This is a genomic window from Acinetobacter sp. YH16052 (genome assembly GCF_013417155.1).
Lineage (GTDB): Bacteria > Pseudomonadota > Gammaproteobacteria > Pseudomonadales > Moraxellaceae > Acinetobacter.
In genome coordinates, this window is the sequence record NZ_VPEO01000012.1 from 26,804 (window position 1) to 43,921 (window position 17,118).

The 17,118-nt window shown below is 45.5% G+C and carries 16 protein-coding genes; 13 read left to right on the forward strand and 3 right to left on the reverse strand.

What is annotated here, in order from left to right; translation table 11 throughout:
- Nucleotides 1-52: 52 nt before the first annotated feature.
- Complete coding sequence (locus tag FTV42_RS09670) at nucleotides 53-553, forward strand: hypothetical protein (protein ID WP_004278581.1); 501 nt, start codon at nucleotides 53-55, stop codon at nucleotides 551-553.
- Between the two features lie 54 nt (nucleotides 554-607).
- Here the strand turns inward: FTV42_RS09670 and FTV42_RS09675 are convergent, their stop codons facing one another.
- Entirely contained in the window at nucleotides 608-2,026 is a 1,419-nt protein-coding gene (locus tag FTV42_RS09675; RefSeq protein ID WP_180038612.1) for a phosphate--AMP phosphotransferase, read from the reverse strand.
- A 205-nt stretch (nucleotides 2,027-2,231) separates the two neighbouring features.
- On the opposite strand from FTV42_RS09675, the gene FTV42_RS09680 reads away from it, so the two are divergent.
- The 6 genes from FTV42_RS09680 (at nucleotide 2,232) to FTV42_RS09705 (ending at nucleotide 7,950) form a co-directional block, all read left to right on the forward strand.
- The gene (locus tag FTV42_RS09680; RefSeq protein ID WP_004647334.1) at nucleotides 2,232-2,936 is read left to right on the forward strand and encodes a hypothetical protein; all 705 of its coding nucleotides are present in this window, start codon (nucleotides 2,232-2,234) and stop codon (nucleotides 2,934-2,936) included.
- A gap of 146 nt (nucleotides 2,937-3,082) precedes the next feature.
- Nucleotides 3,083-4,027 (forward strand): bifunctional demethylmenaquinone methyltransferase/2-methoxy-6-polyprenyl-1,4-benzoquinol methylase UbiE, encoded by a 945-nt coding sequence (gene ubiE, locus FTV42_RS09685; protein WP_180038613.1) that lies wholly within the window; start codon nucleotides 3,083-3,085, stop codon nucleotides 4,025-4,027.
- Nucleotides 4,028-4,039: 12 nt separating this feature from the next.
- Nucleotides 4,040-4,717 carry an SCP2 domain-containing protein gene (locus FTV42_RS09690; RefSeq protein WP_180038614.1) on the forward strand — a complete coding sequence of 226 codons (678 nt, stop codon included), beginning with the start codon at nucleotides 4,040-4,042 and terminating at the stop codon, nucleotides 4,715-4,717.
- A gap of 12 nt (nucleotides 4,718-4,729) precedes the next feature.
- Complete coding sequence (locus FTV42_RS09695) at nucleotides 4,730-6,349, forward strand: AarF/ABC1/UbiB kinase family protein (RefSeq protein WP_180038615.1); 1,620 nt, start codon at nucleotides 4,730-4,732, stop codon at nucleotides 6,347-6,349.
- A 143-nt stretch (nucleotides 6,350-6,492) separates the two neighbouring features.
- Nucleotides 6,493-7,572 (forward strand): patatin-like phospholipase family protein, encoded by a 1,080-nt coding sequence (locus FTV42_RS09700; RefSeq protein WP_180038616.1) that lies wholly within the window; start codon nucleotides 6,493-6,495, stop codon nucleotides 7,570-7,572.
- 60 nt (nucleotides 7,573-7,632) lie between these two features.
- Nucleotides 7,633-7,950 (forward strand): hypothetical protein, encoded by a 318-nt coding sequence (locus tag FTV42_RS09705; RefSeq protein WP_180038617.1) that lies wholly within the window; start codon nucleotides 7,633-7,635, stop codon nucleotides 7,948-7,950.
- A 58-nt stretch (nucleotides 7,951-8,008) separates the two neighbouring features.
- On the opposite strand, the gene FTV42_RS09710 is transcribed toward FTV42_RS09705, so the two are convergent.
- Nucleotides 8,009-10,360: a Tex family protein gene (locus tag FTV42_RS09710; protein WP_180038618.1), complete on the reverse strand. Its 2,352-nt coding sequence runs from the start codon at nucleotides 10,358-10,360 to the stop codon at nucleotides 8,009-8,011.
- 335 nt (nucleotides 10,361-10,695) lie between these two features.
- Here FTV42_RS09710 and ompR point away from each other — a divergent pair, with 335 nt between their 5' ends.
- The 4 genes from ompR (at nucleotide 10,696) to FTV42_RS09730 (ending at nucleotide 15,830) form a co-directional block, all read left to right on the forward strand.
- Nucleotides 10,696-11,460: a two-component system response regulator OmpR gene (gene ompR / locus FTV42_RS09715; protein WP_004278590.1), complete on the forward strand. Its 765-nt coding sequence runs from the start codon at nucleotides 10,696-10,698 to the stop codon at nucleotides 11,458-11,460.
- Between the two features lie 261 nt (nucleotides 11,461-11,721).
- The gene (locus tag FTV42_RS09720) at nucleotides 11,722-13,182 is read left to right on the forward strand and encodes an ATP-binding protein (RefSeq protein ID WP_180038619.1); all 1,461 of its coding nucleotides are present in this window, start codon (nucleotides 11,722-11,724) and stop codon (nucleotides 13,180-13,182) included.
- A 205-nt stretch (nucleotides 13,183-13,387) separates the two neighbouring features.
- Nucleotides 13,388-14,905, forward strand: coding sequence for an acetyl-CoA hydrolase/transferase family protein (locus FTV42_RS09725; protein WP_180038620.1), 1,518 nt, complete (start codon nucleotides 13,388-13,390; stop codon nucleotides 14,903-14,905).
- Between the two features lie 232 nt (nucleotides 14,906-15,137).
- A complete protein-coding gene (locus FTV42_RS09730) occupies nucleotides 15,138-15,830 on the forward strand; it encodes a DsbA family oxidoreductase (protein WP_004647323.1) in 693 nt (230 codons plus the stop codon).
- A gap of 67 nt (nucleotides 15,831-15,897) precedes the next feature.
- Here the strand turns inward: FTV42_RS09730 and FTV42_RS09735 are convergent, their stop codons facing one another.
- Nucleotides 15,898-16,098: a dodecin family protein gene (locus FTV42_RS09735; RefSeq protein WP_004278594.1), complete on the reverse strand. Its 201-nt coding sequence runs from the start codon at nucleotides 16,096-16,098 to the stop codon at nucleotides 15,898-15,900.
- A 410-nt stretch (nucleotides 16,099-16,508) separates the two neighbouring features.
- On the opposite strand from FTV42_RS09735, the gene FTV42_RS09740 reads away from it, so the two are divergent.
- Entirely contained in the window at nucleotides 16,509-16,676 is a 168-nt protein-coding gene (locus FTV42_RS09740; protein WP_004647322.1) for a hypothetical protein, read from the forward strand.
- 252 nt (nucleotides 16,677-16,928) lie between these two features.
- Nucleotides 16,929-17,108 carry a hypothetical protein gene (locus FTV42_RS09745; RefSeq protein ID WP_004647321.1) on the forward strand — a complete coding sequence of 60 codons (180 nt, stop codon included), beginning with the start codon at nucleotides 16,929-16,931 and terminating at the stop codon, nucleotides 17,106-17,108.
- Nucleotides 17,109-17,118: the final 10 nt, after the last annotated feature.

Sequence of the window (17,118 nt, forward strand, 5' to 3'; positions counted from 1 at the left end):
CATCTTAAAGATGCTTGAATAGAAAAAACAACATAGAGCTTAGGTAGTGCCCATGAAATTAGATAAAATTCCTGAACGTCTCGATCCGAGCCTAGATTTAGAACAAATCCGCGCCGAGTGCCTGGAACTCACCAAAAAACGCGCCTATTATTCTGCCGGTGCTGCGGTTATTCCAGTGCCGTTTATGGACGTGGTCATTGATATCGGTATCTTGTCGCAATTGATTCCCGAGATCAATGCCCGCTTCGGCCTGGCGCCTGACCAGATCAGTGTCTATGATCCAAAAACCCGTCAGGTGCACTGGAATGAGTTGCGTAAACGCGGCGTAGAATTTTCTGGTCTGGTGGTCGCACGTACGGCAGTTAAAAAATCTTTGAACAATGTTGCAGCGAAAGTGATCACAAAGCAAGTCACAAAATTCATTCCGCTGGGCGGCCAACTGGTGGCGGCAAGTCTGGGCTATTTTGTCATGAAAAAGATTGCTGAAGCACATGTAGAGGAATGCTACCGTGCAGCTAAAAATATCCAGCAAAAACAGGTGGCGCAAGGTTAAAATCCGGGTGAGCTGAATTTTTGCAGCCCTCTAGATACTCTTACTTCAGGCAGATTATTCTGCCTGAAGCTGTTTTAAAATAGCCTTTAATACTTCGACCCGTGCGGTATGTTTATCATCAGACGCGATAATGTGCCAAGGCGCTTCCTCAGTCGAAGTATGTTCAAACATATCGGCTGCCGCTTTCAGATAATCGTCCCAGCGCTCCCGGTTACGCCAGTCTTCTTCAGTAATTTTAAAACGCTTATGCGGTGTATCTTCACGCGCCTTGAACCGTGCTGCCTGTTCCTCTTTAGAAATGGCCAGCCAGATTTTCACAATCACCGTTTGATGCTTGACCAGGCTCTGTTCAAAACGGTTAATTTCCGCATAAGCTCGCTGCCATGCGGCCGGACTGACCAATCCTTCTACCCGTTCTACCAATACCCGACCATACCAGGAACGGTCAAAAATGCAGATATCATCATCGGTTTGCAGCTTGGTCCAGAAGCGCCATAAATAGGGACGGCTCAGCTCAAATCTTTCTGGTGCAGCAATGGTATGAATTTCATATTCACGTGGATCCAGTTTTTTGACAATTCGCTTGATCGCGCCGCCCTTGCCGGCAGCATCCATGCCTTCGAACAGAATCACCACATTACGCGAATCGGAACGCATGGCTTTGGCGACCTTCGCGGTTAATTTTTTTAGTTCCGGTTTGTAATCTTCTGGCTGGGCTTGAGTCTTGGAAGGATGTTTTAACTGCTCGGGAATCTTGGCCTGCTTCCATCTTCCCTTGGCTCTGGCGGGATGATCCGGACAATGTTTCAAGGCACTCAGGATATACTGGGCAAATTGCTGGTCGCGCTGCTGCTCATCTTCGCCATCAATAATGAACCAGTCCTCGGTAAAGCGCTGACGCAGGCGCTGCAAGGTGTCATATTCTTTGCGATTGCGCCAGTCCAGACCATGCAGTTGATGCCAGTGAGTTTCACTCGGATCCATGGCATCCAGACGTTTTTGCAAGACTTTCCAGGACAGGTCAAACCAGACCTTGATCACATCGACATGGTTATTTTTCAGGTCCTGTTCAAAGGCCTGCATCTCTTGCAGATATTCATCAAACTGTGCATCACTCAGCGGGCTTTCAGCTTGCATGGCACTGCCGAGCAGATCGCTATACCAGTTACCAAACAGCACCATGATCTGGCCTTCGGCAGGAATAAAACGTGCATAAGGTTGCCACAAGGTCTGCTTCGGGCCGGCTAGCTGAGGCTTATCGGCTTTCACACGCAAATAGCGCGGATCGACCCATTCACGTAACTGTTTAACCGCTTCACCCTTGCCGGCCAGTTCAATGCCATTCACCAGAATCACCAGACTTTTGGCATTTTTCTGGCCCCGGGTCTTTTTTAAATTATATTGGGCATCAATCAGCTCGACAGACAGCTGATCTTCATCCATTAACTGAAATTGTGGTTGTTCCATACGCATCTTCAACCCTGATCTTTTATGATGTTTGCAGTATAGCGAGGAGTTTCAGCGCAAAAATAGCTCTGGCAACGTTTTTCACACGATTAAATTGGCTATTTAAACAACAGATTGACATACAAATGCCCGATCTCTGTTCAATTTGTCATAGCAGGATTGTCCGGCAGCCTCTAAGATTCTTGCATCCTCCAATGATAATTGAAGCCTCATGTCCAAACTTGCCGTACTCGATGATCTGTTAGCGCATTATTATCAACTGGCTTATCACACCCGGCCTGACATTTTAAGCCGTTTACAGGATGTGCAGGCCTGGCAGAAAGTCCGCATGCAGCGCACCCATCGCGCCCATTTTGCTGAAAAACAAAACCTGTTGATGTCCGAGTATTTCCTGAACCGTCTCTACGGCGGCGCTGACTTTGATGCGCTGGCAGAACAGATTGCCCGGCTGATGAAATATGCACATAAAGCAGAAAAAGTTATTCCGGAAAATGCCATTAAAACCGGCACCTCAGGCGTAGAGCTGGCTATTCTGGCGGTACAACTGGATGAACAGGTCGCGATTCAGTTATTACAGGATTATCATCCACATGAACCGCTAACTGACGAGATGATGCGCCTGACCTATTTGAAGCTGGATCAGGGTGAAGCACGCCTGAAACAGTTGGCTCTGCTGGATCAGCTCGGTATGAGTCTGGATAAATACATGCGTTCATTTGTGGTCTATACCGCCTTTAAAATGTGTAAGGGCGCGGCGAATAAATATAACTTTCAGGTAATGTATGAATTTATGCAGGATGGTTTTCTGGCCATGAAGCCACTCAAATCGGCAGAAAAATTTGTACGCACGTTCACTGCCACCGAACGCCAGATTATCGAGAAAGTACATTCTGGCGATCCGCTACCATTTCAGTAAATACCCGATGAGTATTTCTGCCAAGCGTGAATTTTTCTGTATATTATTCATAACAATTGCATCATGATTGCTGAATAAGCCTTTAGAATCTGTCATGATGCAGACAATGCAAGATTAACCCGATTGATATGTTAGGAGTGACTCCAATGTCGAATGAAAATACAACGCCTACCCCTACCCCCGAGTCGGCACAACAGACAGACAAAGTGAGCCCATTCTTAACTGAACCCCTTCCACAAGGGACCCCGCAAGGTCAGCAAAAATCCTTAGAACAACGTCTGACTGATACGCCTGTGACAGGTACTGTGCCTAAATATAATCTGCCGCGTGGTGCCAATACCGGTAACGTCGGCTCAACTACGCACTTCGGCTATCAAACTGTCAACAGCGAAGAAAAAGCCCAGAAAGTCGCAGAAGTGTTTCACTCGGTGGCGAGCAAATACGACATCATGAATGATCTGATGTCTTTTGGTATTCATCGCCTGTGGAAGCGTTTTGCAATCAATATGTCAGGTGTACGCCGTGGCCAGCATGTGCTGGATATCGCGGGTGGTACTGGCGACTTGGCTAAAGTCTTTAGCCGCGAAGTGGGCCCGACGGGTCATGTGGTACTGTCTGATATTAACGAATCCATGCTGAATGTCGGTCGTGACCGTCTGATTGATGCGGGCTGTACCAATGTCGATTTCGTTCTGGCCAATGCCGAAACCTTAGAACCATTTGCAGACAACAGCTTCGATCTTTTAACGATTTCTTTCGGTCTGCGTAACGTGACTGATAAAGATGCGGCACTTGCTGCGATGTATCGTGTCCTTAAGCCAGGTGGCCGTTTACTGGTGCTGGAATTCTCTAAACCGGTGTTCGAGCCATTCTCTAAGCTGTATGATCTTTATTCGTTCACGGCATTGCCAATCATGGGTAAAATCATTGCCAATGATGCAGAAAGCTATAAATACCTAGCTGAATCGATCCGTATGCATCCGGACCAGCGCACCCTAAAAGGCATGATGGAAAATGCCGGCTTCCAGAATTGTGACTATCACAACCTGACTGGTGGGATTGTTGCGGTTCACCGCGGTTTCAAACTTTAAGGTTCCTTGCCTATGTGGTCAATTTTGGTACTCGGTGCTGTTGAACGCGTGATTCATCATGTGATTGATCTGGATGCCATTACCCGCATCCAGCTGAATGCCCTGTCCGGCAAAATGCTGCGGGTGGTGATCGCCTCGCCGCAGCTTTCGGTTGATGTGTTTTTTGATGAAGGCAAAGTTCGTCTGGAACCAACGGCAACCGGTCATACCGAAACACCTTCGGTCTTTGAACAACGTCCATTTGACGCAAGTTCCGCGACAATCACCGAAGCGACAGCAACCTTGCAGGTCAGCAATGTGGTGGAATTACTCAAGCTGCTGCTTTCCGATGAAGTCGGCAATATTCCATTGCAAGGCGACTACAAATTATTGCAGGAAATCCAGCGCATCATGCAACAGGCGGAACTGGATCTGGCAGCACACTTAAGTCCCTGGGTTGGGCCGACACTAGCGCATGAAATTGGTAAATTGCAACTGCTGCCCAAGCAGCTAAAACGCACCCTGCAAAGTCAATTATTCTTTGCTGAAGATGCCTTAAAAGAAGACAGTGGTCTGTTTGCCCCACGCTGGCAAATGGATGACCTGAATCAGGACACCCGTATCCTGAATCAAAATTTAGATCGGGTTGAAGCGAAAATCCATCAGCTTCAGGCTCAAATCGATGCCTCAAACAATTCTACTCAAGACTAGGTACACAGCTTTATGATTCCGCATGTTTCACGTTTACTCGAACTTTGGCGCATCGCCGCGCACTATCGACTCGACACGTTGTTTCCTGCGGAAGAATTACCAGAAAAATCCCGGCATGTGCTATTCCTCATCCGGATGCATCCGGCCGCCTGGTCCAGTCGTGAACGTAAAAATCCACTCAAGCTGAAACTGGCTTTAGAAGAAATGGGGCCGTTGGCGATCAAGCTCGGTCAACTGCTCTCGACCCGTCGTGACCTGATTCCACCTGAAGTTTTACAGCAACTGGTCTTGCTACAAGACCGGGTCAAGCCGTTTGATAATGACGTAGCCAAGATGCGCATTCAGGAATCCCTGAAAGCTGATGTAAATACCCTATTCGCGCGTTTCGATACCCAGCCACTGGCTGCAGCTTCGATTGCTCAGGTGCATACGGCTGCCTTGCATGATGGCCGTGAAGTGGTGGTTAAAGTCACCCGCCCGAATATTCGTCAGCAGATTTTGCAGGATTTTGAAATTCTGGAATGGCTCGGTCAATTTTTGGAAAAACGTCTGGAAGCAGCACGTGCCCTACATTTATCGGAAATCATTCAGGACTATCGCCAGATCATTCTGAATGAGCTGGATCTGACGCTGGAAGCAGACAATACCCGCCGTATGCGCCATCACTTTACCGGCTCGAGCATGATGTATGTGCCGGAAATTTATATGGACAGCAAAGACGTGCTGGTAGCCGAGCGCATTACCGGGGTGCCGATTTCAGATATCGCGACCTTTGACCGGTTGGGCATGGATCGTGCCGATCTGGCGCGTAAAGGTCTAACCATCTTCTTTACTCAGGTCTTCCGCGATAACTTCTTCCATGCTGACATGCATCCGGGAAATGTCTTTGTAGAAACCATCAATCCGGCCAATCCGCGTTTTATTGCGCTGGACTGCGCGATTATGGGCGAGCTGTCCAAACACGACCAGATGACCGTAGCACGTATGCTACTGGCGGTCATGAACAGCGACTTTATGCAGCTGATTCAGGTGGTGCATCAGGCCGGCTGGATTCCACCGGGGACTGATCAGGATGCTTTGGCTCGTGAAATGCGCCGCAGTGTGGGGCCAATGGTCTCAAAACCGATGCATGAACTGGATTTTGCCGGCATTCTGATTGAAGTGATGGACATCGCCCGTCGTTTCCATCTGGAAATTCCACCTCAATTGATGTTGCTACTAAAAACATTAGTCCATGTCGAAGGTCTGGGAACCGACCTGTATCCTGAACTGGATATCTGGAGTCTGGCCAAACCGATCCTGACGGACTGGATCAAGGCCCAGATGAATCCGCAAAAGAACCTGAAAGAACTGGGACAGAAAATCCCGGATCTGCTTTTAGGGGCACAGGATTTACCGACCCTGATGATCGACAGCTTAAACGGTTTAAAAAACCAGTCGGCTTGGCACGCCAAACAGCTCAATGAATTACAAAGCATGCGCCTGCAAATGGAACATCAGCAAAAGCGTAGCTGGATGTTCGGCAGCGTCATGGCCATTCTGCTGGCGATTGCAATTATTTCACCGTGGTTTGTGTCGGTGATTCTGATTGTGCTGGCAAGTGTTCTGGCAGTCTGGCGGATTGCGAAATAATTTTTAAAAAGCCTGACACTGTTCAGGTTTTTTATTTTCTGGGCATCGCATGACTCCAAAGTCACCTTAGGACATATCTTGCCATTGGGTCCTAAGACCTATCGCTTAAAATAAGCACACATTTGGCTAGTATAGGTTCAACCATGGTACAGATTTTACAAAGACGTGCGCCTGCGCTGACGATTCGTGCTGGCCATCTGGCACGTGAGCTGATTCTGCAACAAGGTTTGCAACCCGAACAAGTCGATATTGTACCTGGTGCTGCAGGTGGCCCCAAAGGCATCGGGATCCAAGGACTGGATCAGGCGATTTTTGGTGAGTTTTTTCCACGTGCACCTCAGCGTAGAACTCTGGTGGGTTCTTCGATTGGTAGTTGGCGCTTTGCTAGTATGGCTGCACATGGTGCTCAACAGGGAACCGAACGCTTAGCTGAGCTGTATACCAACCTCTATTTTCATAAAAAAATGACCCGTCAGGATGTCAGCGACATCTGCCGTGGCATGCTGCTGGATCTGGTACAAGGCAAAGAAAACGATCTGGTCAATCATCCAGATTATCATCTCGCAGTCATTTCAATTAAAGCCCAACACATTTTCCAGAGTGACAAGGCATTGCCGTTGTTGGCTTCTGTGGCTGGAATTCTTGGAACGACCGCAGTCGCGCGCCGGCACAGCCGTCATTTCATGCAACGTGTAATCAGCCAGCCCAATATCGGTGAACAGTTTAAAATCGCTGAAGATGGATTTACCACGCATTATCATGCACTAACCGAACAGAGTGTGTTGTCCTGGTTGATGGCTTCAGCGTCTATTCCCGGGGTGATGGCAGCGGTGAACAATATTCCGGATGCGCCGCAAGGTTATTATCGCGATGGTGGCCTGATTGACTATCACATTGACCTGCCCTTTCAGAGCAAAGGTATTGTGCTGTATCCACATTTTACCGATAGCATTACCCCCGGCTGGTTTGACAAGTTATTTAAACGTACCTCAAATCCGGAAAATCAGGCACGAACTTTGCTGCTTTCTCCATCGCAGCAATATCTGCAAAGTTTGCCTTTGGGTCGTTTGCCTGACCGTAAAGACTTTAACTTAAAAGGTTTGGACCAGGCCCAACGCATTCAGCTCTGGAAGCAATGTATTGCGGAAAGTCAGCGTCTGGGCGATGAATTTCTGGAACTGGTCGAGAAGCAGAATTTTGCTGAGGTGATGCAAACCTTGTAATTGGCCGCAGCTGCCCGATTATTTGTATAATTGCTTTAATTTTGTGAACTGTTGAGATTTATGCAGAAGTTTTTAGTTGTCCTGCAATACCTGTGTCTGGCCTTTGCCATTTATCTGATTTATAGCGTCAGCATGTCGCTGTATAGCCAGGATTTTGTCCTGATGGAACTGGTCGCTGATATCGGCACGATTCTGATCTGTATCGACCTGGCGGTATTTTTATTTACCAATAAAGGCAAGCCCGGCATTAGCATGGAAGAATATGCAAAACGACTGGAACAGCCACCGTCTAAGTTGGTCTATGTGACACGAAAATTGGGGCATCTCGGTATTTTGCTGATTATTACTAGCTGGATTGTGCCGATGATCAATTCATAACAATCCAATAAAAAACCTCCCGATTGGGAGGTTTTTTTAAATTAAAGATATCCAAAAATTATTTAGAACCTTTAATCCCTGCTTGAAGTAATAGCGCACCCAAACCACCAATTTTTTGCTCTTGTGGTTTAGCCGCTTGAGGTTTCTTGCCCTGAGGACGGTCGCCTTGCGGACGTGCTTGCTGTGGACGTTTGCCTTGAGGCTTACGTTCACCGCGTTGCTCATTGTCACGACGTGGTTGACGTGGTGCTTTCGCCGGCGCTTCAGAACCTTCAGGACGCATCGACAGATTGACACGGTTACGTTCAGCATCCACATTCAAAACACGGACTTGTACGATTTGACCCGGTTTCACCACTTTATGCGGATCAGCGACGAATTCATTGGCAAGTTCAGAAATATGTACTAAACCGTCTTGATGCACACCCACATCGACAAATGCACCGAAGTTAGTCACGTTAGTGACTACACCTTCCAGTTGCATGCCTTCAGACAATTGCGCAACTTCAGTAATGTCATCACGGAATTTAGCAGTGCGGAATTCTGGACGCGGGTCACGGCCCGGTTTTTCCAGTTCAGCCAATACGTCTTGAATCGTCGGCAGACCAAATTTCTCGTCTGCAAATTCTTCTGCATTCACTTGGCGAATGATTTCAGTATTGCCAATGATGTCTTTTACAGTCGTTGCTTTTGCTTCAACAATTTTGCTCACCAAAGCATATGACTCAGGGTGAACTGCAGACGCATCCAGTGGTTCTGTACCATCTTGAATACGCAAGAAGCCCGCAGCCTGCTCAAAAGTACGCTCGCCTAAACGTGGTACTTTTTTCAAAGACTGACGATTGTCAAAACGACCATTTTCCTTACGGAATTCCACAATTTGCTGTGCGATCGATTTATTCAGACCCGCGATATAACCCAGAATTGCTGCTGATGCAGTATTTACATCCACACCCACTGAGTTCACACAGTCTTCAACGACCGCTTCAAGGGTTTTCGCCAGACCGGTCTGGTTCACGTCATGTTGATACTGACCCACACCAATCGATTTCGGATCGATTTTCACCAGTTCTGCTAGTGGATCTTGTAAACGGCGTGCAATCGATACCGCACCACGAATAGATACATCTAGTTCAGGCAGTTCCTGTGAAGCTAGTTCAGATGCTGAATACACCGATGCACCTGCTTCAGATACAGAAACACGCGTCATTTTCAGATCACTGTTCGCAGCCATCATTTCAGCAACTAAAGCTTCAGTTTCACGGCTTGCAGTACCATTACCAATCGCGATCAGGTCAACATTGAACTCGCGGCATAAACGCGCCAGCTCGGCCAGTGAACCTTCTTTATCGTCTTTTGGTGCAAATGGATAAATCGTGCTGTGTGCAAGAACATCACCAGACTCGTTCACTACCGCCAGTTTCACACCGGTACGGATACCCGGGTCCACGCCCAAAGTGGTACGTGCGCCTGCAGGTGCAGAAAGCAGTAAATGACGCAGGTTTTCAGCAAAGACGTTCATCGCTTCTGTTTCAGCAGCCAGACGTTTTTCAGTCAGCAATGAATGTTCGATCGTTGGACGAACTTTACCAAGCCAAAATAGTTTTGCAGTTTGCTTCAAGAAATCCTGACGCGCTTGTGGCTGAACAGTTTCAAGATTGTATTCAGTTTCAATACGCGCCAACGGGGCATCATCTTCGCCATCCACTTTCAGGCCTAAAACGTTTTCCTGACGGCCACGTAGCATCGCCAATAAACGATGTGAAGGGACTTTGTTCAAGTTTTCAGAGAAATCGAAATAATCACGGAATTTTTTACCGACTTCTTTTTTCTCATCACTGGCAACCAAACTTTTCAGCACGGCAGTTTTTGCAAATGTCGCTTTAAGTTCAGTGGTCAGCGCGATATTTTGCGCCCAGTCATCAATCAGGATGTGCTGGATCGCATCAAGCTGGCTATCAGTATCTGGATAATCTTCATGGCTAAAGCCCACCAAAGCTTCAGCAGGAACAACAGCTTCATTAAAGATTTTTTCGGCAATCGGGCCTAGACCGGCTTCTTTGGCCTTGAATGATTTACTGGTACGTTTTGGACGGTACGGCGCGTAAATTTCTTCTAATGCATTTTTGGTTTCAGCGGCATTCACACGCGCCAATAAATCATCAGATAATTTATCTTGTTCTTTGAGTGATTCAATCACCTTTTCACGGCGCTCATACAAATCACGCAAGTATGATAAACGCGTATCGAGTTGACGTAGTTGCGTATCGTCTAAGCCTTGCGTTACTTCTTTACGGTAACGTGCAATAAAAGGAACACTGGCACCTTCATCAATAAGCTTGATGGCAGCCTCAACTTGATTTGGACGTACGGCAAGTTCTTTTGCCAACTGCTGAACTAAGTCAGTCATCGTGTTTGATCCCACAAGGATAAGTACTAAATGGCATGATTATAAAGACCGGGTCTATAAAATCCACCATTGTTTTTATTAATTTATCTCATCTTTGTATTATGAAGTGCCACAGTTTTCTGCTTTTCCCGATAAAGTTTGTATGAACTTTGCTTTTTATCCAGCTTAAAATCGTATTTTTTGCTCATTTAGATGTATATATTTGGTATCTATGTCTTGATTTTAACTGCAATATTTGGTGCTTTAGAGCATAGTCAATTAATATCAATGAATCGTATACTCAAAGCCTATTTGATTTTTGTTTATGATGACAATAAAGAATAAAGGAGCATCTCATGAGTTTAGTTGTACCTGCTGAAAAAGCCGATGCCGTACATACCGAAACGGACCGGGTCGAACGGATCCTGGTGGTTGATGATGATGTTCGTCTGCGTACCCTATTACAGCGTTTTCTCGAAGATAAAGGCTTTGTGGTTAAAACTGCACATGACGCCACGCAGATGGATCGACTTTTACAGCGGGAACTGTTTTCTCTGATCGTGCTCGACTTTATGCTTCCGGTCGAAGATGGCTTGAGTATCTGTCGTCGTTTACGCCAATCCAATATCGATACGCCTATCATTATGCTCACCGCTCGTGGTAGCGACTCGGATCGTATTGCCGGTTTAGAAGCAGGTGCCGACGATTACTTGCCTAAACCGTTTAACCCGAATGAACTCTTGGCACGTATTCGTGCGGTATTACGTCGTCAGGTACGTGAAGTGCCGGGTGCACCAAGCCAGCAGATGGAAGTAGTTTCTTTTGGTCCCTGGTCACTGGATTTGTCTACCCGCACCCTGACCCGTGAAGGCCAAGTGGTAACACTCACTACCGGTGAGTTTGCGGTACTGAAAGCACTGGTGCAGCATCCACGCGAACCATTAACCCGCGACAAGCTGATGAATCTGGCGCGTGGCCGTGAATGGGGTGCCATGGAACGTTCAATTGATGTCCAGGTGTCACGCTTACGCCGTTTAGTGGAAGAAAACCCAGCGCGTGCACGTTATATCCAGACCGTATGGGGTGTGGGTTATGTCTTTGTTCCAGATGGTGCTGAATAAAGGAAAACTTATAGGATAAAGATTACCCCAATTTATTGTCCCTAAAAGCCATTCGCGGCTGTTTGAGCCTCCCCTTCTTTAAAGGCTCGTATACAAATGCGCGAGTTCAGCGAATGGCAAAGTTTTTACTTGCGTAACAGTGTTACTCATTTTTTCAAAAAAAGTAACACAACAAGCTCCTTCCATCGAAGGTTCAAGCAGTAAGATTCCATTACAAATATTATTACTGCTCAATTTGGAAAATGCCTACAGGGAGCTGGTGTGAAACTCGACCCCATCGATCCACAAAAATTTACCGATTTTGTCAGCTACTCGGAAAAAAAGCGTACCCGCGGGGAACGCTTTCTCGACAAGATCAAACCGCGTTCTGCTGCCATGCGTACCACGGTACTGGTGGTTTTCGTGGTCTGTTTCAGCCTGTTCATGTCCTTATGGTTCTTTTGGCGTACCCTGTTTTTACCTGAAATCCAGCAACATGCGCGTTATCTGGCCATGGAACTGGAAATTCTCAACAATCCCGATCTGCGCCTGTATCACAAACAGCAGGAAGTCGACATTGACGATTGGTTAAGAAATCGGGTCGGCATTGAATACGTGACCAATCCAGCAGAATATCCCACTGTCCGTGAAAAGCTGATTGCAGAATTTTTTACCCGGCAGATCGAAACCAAACTGGCCAAAGAGTTACGTATCGAACAAGCCACAGTCTATTTCCAGTTTAAGCCGAGTCCACGTATCTGGATCCAGACCCCTGAAATGAATGGCCACTGGGTACAGGAACCTTTAAAGACTTATGCCAATTATAGCAATGAACTGATTTTGGGCTGGTTGCTTGGCACGCCGATTATTGTCGGCATCATTATTTTGACCTTGGTGCGTCAGCTCAACCGTCCTTTACGCCGTTTGCAGAATGCCGCCAACAGTTATAGCCGAATCGGCTCAGCACCCTATCTAGATACCAATCATGGTCCACTGGAAATCCGTCAGGTCAATCATGCCTTTAATCAGATGATTTATACGCTGGACCAGACCGAGCGGGAACGCCGAATCATGCTGGCCGGCATTTCACATGACTTGCGCACGCCCTTAACCCGAATCCGCCTCAGTGCCGAAATGATGCCAGATGAAGACTTTCTCAAAGAAGGCCTGATTTATGATGTCGAAGATATGGACGCGATTCTGGATCAGTTCATTTCCTATATGCGCGACGGTTCCGATGAAGAACCGCAGGACACCAATGTCAATGTACTGCTACAGGAACTGGTCAAGCAGTTTAAACCGCTAGATATCCGTTTCACCCCACAAGATATACCGACCATTCAGGCACGTAGCATGTCGCTAAAAAGACTGATTGGCAATCTGATCAACAACTCAAAACGCTATGGTTCAGAACCAATTGAGCTTTCTGCGCATGTTGAAGAAGATCAACTGTTGATTTGTGTCGCAGACCATGGCGAAGGCATTCCGGAAGATCAGATTGAAGCCTTGATGCAGCCTTTTGTTCGGGGCAATTCGGCACGAACAGTACAAGGCAGTGGCTTGGGGCTGGCCATTGTTAAACGGATTGTCGATATTCACCATGGTCAATTACGTATCCATAATCGTCCTGAAGGTGGGCTGGAAGCTATCATTTCACTACCCGTGAATCAGGCGAACCCTGAGACACTTCCCCCCGCCACTACACTCGATAAAATTCGCCAAACCTTGACTGATCACTTTTAAGAAGTGATCAGTAATTCAACAAATTACTTTTTAGTTTTTCTATACAATTCATTTTATAGTTCACGAATTCAATCATTTAAAAATCATCATTTTTTATTATACCTACATTTAGCTAAAAAATTAGACCTTAGCCTAACACCTATGCACAATACATTTTTTGAGCGGTACAATCCGTATCATAGTTTAAGAATTAATGAGAGTTAAAATGTCTTTAGATCGTATCCGTTTAGCCTCCCTACACAACAAAGTCATCAGCCCTGAACAAGCGGCTGAATTCATCCAAGATGGCATGACTGTGGGTATGAGTGGCTTTACTCGCGCTGGTGAAGCGAAGGCGGTTCCTTTAGCTTTGGTTCAACAGGCAAAAGCAAATCCATTAAAGATCACGTTAATTACTGGTGCATCACTAGGGAACGATCTAGACAAACAACTGACTGAAGCTGGTGTATTGGCACGTCGTTTACCGTTCCAGGTAGACAATACTTTACGTAAAGCGATCAACAACGGCGAAGTGATGTTCATTGACCAGCACTTGTCTGAAACTGTTGAGCAAATGCGTAACCTGCAGTTGAAAAAACCAGACGTTGCGATCATCGAAGCTGTAGCGATTACTGAAGATGGTGGCATCATTCCAACAACATCTGTTGGTAACTCTGCAAGCTTTGCGATTTTTGCTGAAAAAGTGATTGTAGAAATCAATACCAACTTAAGCCCGGCATTTGAAGGCTTGCACGATATCTACATCCCGACCTATCGTCCAACGCGTCAACCGATTCCATTGACTCAAGTTGATGAGCGTATCGGCACGCATGCGATCAATATCGATCCATCTAAAATTGTTGGCATTGTATTTAACAGCGAATTGCACGACTCTCCATCTACTGTAACCGCACCAGATGATGAGACTCAAAGCATTGCCAACCATTTGATCGCTTTCTTTGAAAAAGAAGTAGCTGAAGACCGTCTACCGAAAAACCTCGGACCTCTTCAAGCAGGGATCGGTTCAATTGCAAATGCGGTATTGACGGGTTTGAAAGATTCAAACTTCGAAGACTTGATCATGTACTCAGAAGTTCTGCAAGACTGTACTTTTGAATTGATCGATGCCGGTAAAATGAAGTTTGCTTCAGGTTCTTCAATTACCCTTTCTGCTAAGTACGGCGAGAAAGTATTTAACAACCTAGAACAATACAAAGACAAACTGGTATTACGTCCACAGGAAATTTCAAACCATCCTGAACTGGTACGTCGTTTAGGTATTATCGGCATCAACACTGCACTTGAGTTTGATATTTACGGTAACGTGAACTCAACTCACGTATGTGGTACCAAGATGATGAACGGTATTGGTGGTTCAGGTGACTTCGCACGTAATGCCCACTTGGCGATCTTCGTAACCAAATCAATCGCGAAAGGTGGCGACATCTCTTCTGTAGTGCCGTTTGCTTCACATATCGACCACGCAGAACATGATGTTGATATCCTAGTGACTGAACAAGGTCTTGCGGATCTTCGTGGTTTGGCTCCGCGTGAGCGTGCACGTGCAGTGATTGATAACTGTGCGCACCCAATGTACCGCGATGCGTTGAATGATTACTTTGACCGTGCATGTGCAAAAGGCGGCCATACCCCTCATCTTCTTCGTGAAGCGCTTTCTTGGCACTCAAACTTCGAAGAAAATGGTCACATGCTTGCTGTTGAAGCTGCAGTAAAAACTGCATAATTGACTGCATTCACAAAACGCCCTACGGGGCGTTTTTTTATGGCATTTTTATATTTTTTTTGAATAGTCAGAACCTGATTATATTAAGGAAGCCATCTGGCTATCACCTACTCTTTCTTCTTTTATTTATCCTGCCGATCTGCTGTAGAAATACACTTCTGATGCTCAAAGGCTTTAAATTCTGATTCTTCACCCTCATACTTGAACACAAGAGCAAAATTAGAGACATGACATGCGCGTAGATATCTGGTCAGATGTGGTTTGCCCCTTCTGCTATATTGGTAAAAAACGTTTAGAAGCTGCTGCACAAGAAGCAGGTATTGAGCTAGAAGTACATTGGCACAGTTTCCAGCTCGATCCTGAAGCACCGGTACGTCAGGAAGTCTCCAACTCTGAGCGTCTGGCGCAAAAATATGGCCGCACCGTGGCAGAAGTCGAAGAGATGCAGCGCAATATTGCTGAAATGGCCAAAGCCGAAGGTATCGAATTTAACTGGGAAGGTGCCAATTCAGGCAATACCTTTAATGCGCATCGCCTGATTCACCTGGCGCAAAGCAAAGGTTTGGGCAATGAAGCACAGGAAGCGTTCTTCTATAGCTATATGACCCAAGGTCTGGCGATTGGAGAACGTGAAACACTGGAAGATGTCGCAGCGCGTATTGGCCTGAATCCGGTCGAAGTCGATGACCTGTTGGATTCGGAAGAATATGCTGATTTTGTCAAATTCGATCAGGAAGTCGCACATGAACAACTCAAAGTGACCGGTGTACCTTTCTTTGTTTTTGATCAACGTGTGGCATTGGCAGGCGCGCAGCCTAAAGAAGTTTTCCTGCAAGTATTTGAAAAAGCGCTCGATACATCAACCAACAGTCAGGCAGCACAGTGCTCACCAGAAACGTGTGACACGCCAGACCAAGCTAAATAAAACAACGTTCAATAAAAAAACCCCATTTTAAATGGGGTTTTTTTATTTGTTATTGAATGGCATTCGCTTAATCAACCAGAAAACTAATTTTTAAATTGACACGATATTCCGTGATTTTATTTTCTTTAATGACAACCTTCTGTTCATTGATCCAAGCACCTTGTACATTTTTGACCGTTTCTGTGACTTTTTGAATGCCCGTTTGAATCGCATCTTCAAAGCTTTTATTGCTGCTTGAATTGACTTCTACCACTTTTGCAATTGCCATAATAAAACTCTCAGCATGAAAATGAATGGAATTCCATCTTAGTCCATTCTCAGAAGATTGCAGCAGCCCGTAAACAAGCGATAGCAAAAACTTACATGGATTGAACAAAGCTCGAAATTCAATCTTAAATTGGCAGATCAAAAACACATCGCCGTTTGTTTTGGCACTCGATCAAGTCCAGATTCTCATCGCCAAAACAAAGCATAAAGTCCTGTAAAATCATAAAAATCAAACTAGAGTAAATACACTAATTTATTGTTTTATAGAGTAATTTATCTAAAATTTACTGCCTGAATTTGCCGAATCTATCATTTTATATTAAGTCTTATTTGCTATTATTTCACCCGAATTAAGTTTAAATATTCTCCTCTGTTCAAGTCATTGAACACTCTGATATTAAAGGTCATCCTATGAATGCTCTTAAATTTGCTTTCGCTGCAACCGTTATGGCTTTTTCCGTTCAAGCGTCTGCACAAATGGCGCAAGTGGTTCATCTGCCAGACTTTCCAGCGACTAAAGCACCTGCTGAAACAGTAAATACAGATGCTGCGACTGTAGCAACTGAAAAAACGGCTTAATGCAAAACTGTTTTGCATTAAAACAGGCTGATTGATTCAGCCTGCTTTTTTTATCATATTGAACACATTCTGTGTAAAAGATGCACAACTCTCAAAAATATCGACTATTTCCTACTCTCATTTTTTCTATTGATTTTTATCACTTTTAATTAAAAAATTTGTTTATAAAACACTCAAAATAGATCACTATTTTATGTGATCTCTGCTTATAATTGCAGCAATATAAATAGATTAATGATAAGAAAATTTTTTATGCATGAACTTCAGGCATTGGTACAGGGCAAAATTCCGCCTCAGTCAGTTTCTATTGATTATTTAATTGAAATGGCAGAAAGCTATACAGACTCGAATTCTGCTGAATACAGACTGGTCGAGCTGGCGGTTAACATTGTACTGGCACAAACCCTGGATAAAGCACTGAAACATCTCTAGAGATCAAAAA

Coding starts and splice junctions, on each gene's coding strand:
- FTV42_RS09670 (WP_004278581.1), top strand. CDS start 53: ATGAAATTAGATAAAATTCCTGAACGTCTCGATCCGAGCCTAGATTTA.
- FTV42_RS09675 (WP_180038612.1), bottom strand. CDS start 2,026: ATGCGTATGGAACAACCACAATTTCAGTTAATGGATGAAGATCAGCTG.
- FTV42_RS09680 (WP_004647334.1), top strand. CDS start 2,232: ATGTCCAAACTTGCCGTACTCGATGATCTGTTAGCGCATTATTATCAA.
- ubiE (WP_180038613.1), top strand. CDS start 3,083: ATGTCGAATGAAAATACAACGCCTACCCCTACCCCCGAGTCGGCACAA.
- FTV42_RS09690 (WP_180038614.1), top strand. CDS start 4,040: ATGTGGTCAATTTTGGTACTCGGTGCTGTTGAACGCGTGATTCATCAT.
- FTV42_RS09695 (WP_180038615.1), top strand. CDS start 4,730: ATGATTCCGCATGTTTCACGTTTACTCGAACTTTGGCGCATCGCCGCG.
- FTV42_RS09700 (WP_180038616.1), top strand. CDS start 6,493: ATGGTACAGATTTTACAAAGACGTGCGCCTGCGCTGACGATTCGTGCT.
- FTV42_RS09705 (WP_180038617.1), top strand. CDS start 7,633: ATGCAGAAGTTTTTAGTTGTCCTGCAATACCTGTGTCTGGCCTTTGCC.
- FTV42_RS09710 (WP_180038618.1), bottom strand. CDS start 10,360: ATGACTGACTTAGTTCAGCAGTTGGCAAAAGAACTTGCCGTACGTCCA.
- ompR (WP_004278590.1), top strand. CDS start 10,696: ATGAGTTTAGTTGTACCTGCTGAAAAAGCCGATGCCGTACATACCGAA.
- FTV42_RS09725 (WP_180038620.1), top strand. CDS start 13,388: ATGTCTTTAGATCGTATCCGTTTAGCCTCCCTACACAACAAAGTCATC.
- FTV42_RS09730 (WP_004647323.1), top strand. CDS start 15,138: ATGCGCGTAGATATCTGGTCAGATGTGGTTTGCCCCTTCTGCTATATT.
- FTV42_RS09735 (WP_004278594.1), bottom strand. CDS start 16,098: ATGGCAATTGCAAAAGTGGTAGAAGTCAATTCAAGCAGCAATAAAAGC.
- FTV42_RS09740 (WP_004647322.1), top strand. CDS start 16,509: ATGAATGCTCTTAAATTTGCTTTCGCTGCAACCGTTATGGCTTTTTCC.
- FTV42_RS09745 (WP_004647321.1), top strand. CDS start 16,929: ATGCATGAACTTCAGGCATTGGTACAGGGCAAAATTCCGCCTCAGTCA.